General features: G+C 68.0%; 1 protein-coding gene. It reads left to right on the forward strand.

Annotated elements, in window-relative coordinates:
• Positions 1 to 806 (forward strand): DUF2339 domain-containing protein (locus EN991_RS38290; protein WP_164769764.1); only part of this gene is annotated, 806 nt, incomplete at both ends.

Below are 806 nucleotides of genomic sequence, written 5' to 3' on the forward strand. Positions count from 1 at the left end.
TGGCATCTACGGCTTCATCGGCCCGGCACTCGCCTTCACGCTGCTCGGCGTCATCGGCGTGGCGACGCTCGCGGCAGCCCTTGTCCATGGCCAGGCGCTGGCCGGCATCGGCCTTGTCGGCGCCATGGTGACGCCGGTGCTGGTCGCCTCGCAGGCACCCAATCCCTGGGCGCTGTTCGGCTATCTCGCCATCGTGCTTGCCGCCACCGGCGTCATCGCCCGCATGCGCGACTGGAAGTTGCTGATGGCGGCTGCCTTTTTCGGCACCGGTGTCTGGACCATTCTCTATATGACCGATGCGCCGGGGGCGAAGCTCTCTGCGATCCTGTTCATCGACGCCGTCACGCTGGCCGTGCTCGCCCTTGTCTGGCTCGCTCGCCGTGGCGACGAAACCACGCCAGACAGGGCTTTCGACTGGCCGTCCATCGTGCCTGGCCTGTTCGTCGCATTCTCGGCACTGGGCCTGTCGGTCGACCCGGCCTTTGCTGCCGCCAGCTATGCCTTGCCGGGCGCGGTGGTGATCGCCGCGATGGTGGCGGTCACGCTTTATCGTCCGCTGGCGCTGCCGCTCCTCTATGCCGCGGGACTGGTCACGGTGCTGATCTATCTCGGCATCATCCCGCCAACCTTGATCGCTTCCGATTTTTCGGGCGGCGCCTTGGGCGTCGACGGACTGCCGGTGGCCACGTCCAACGCGCTGACCTTGCGCATCGGCATCGCACTCGGCCTGGTCTTCATCGGCGCCGGCTTCTGGGCCGCGCGCCGGTTCGCCGCCGGCACGCAGATCCGCGCGGCCTCATGGGCAG

The organism is Mesorhizobium sp. M7A.F.Ca.US.005.03.2.1 (genome assembly GCF_003997795.1).
Taxonomy (GTDB): Bacteria; Pseudomonadota; Alphaproteobacteria; order Rhizobiales; family Rhizobiaceae; genus Mesorhizobium; species Mesorhizobium ciceri.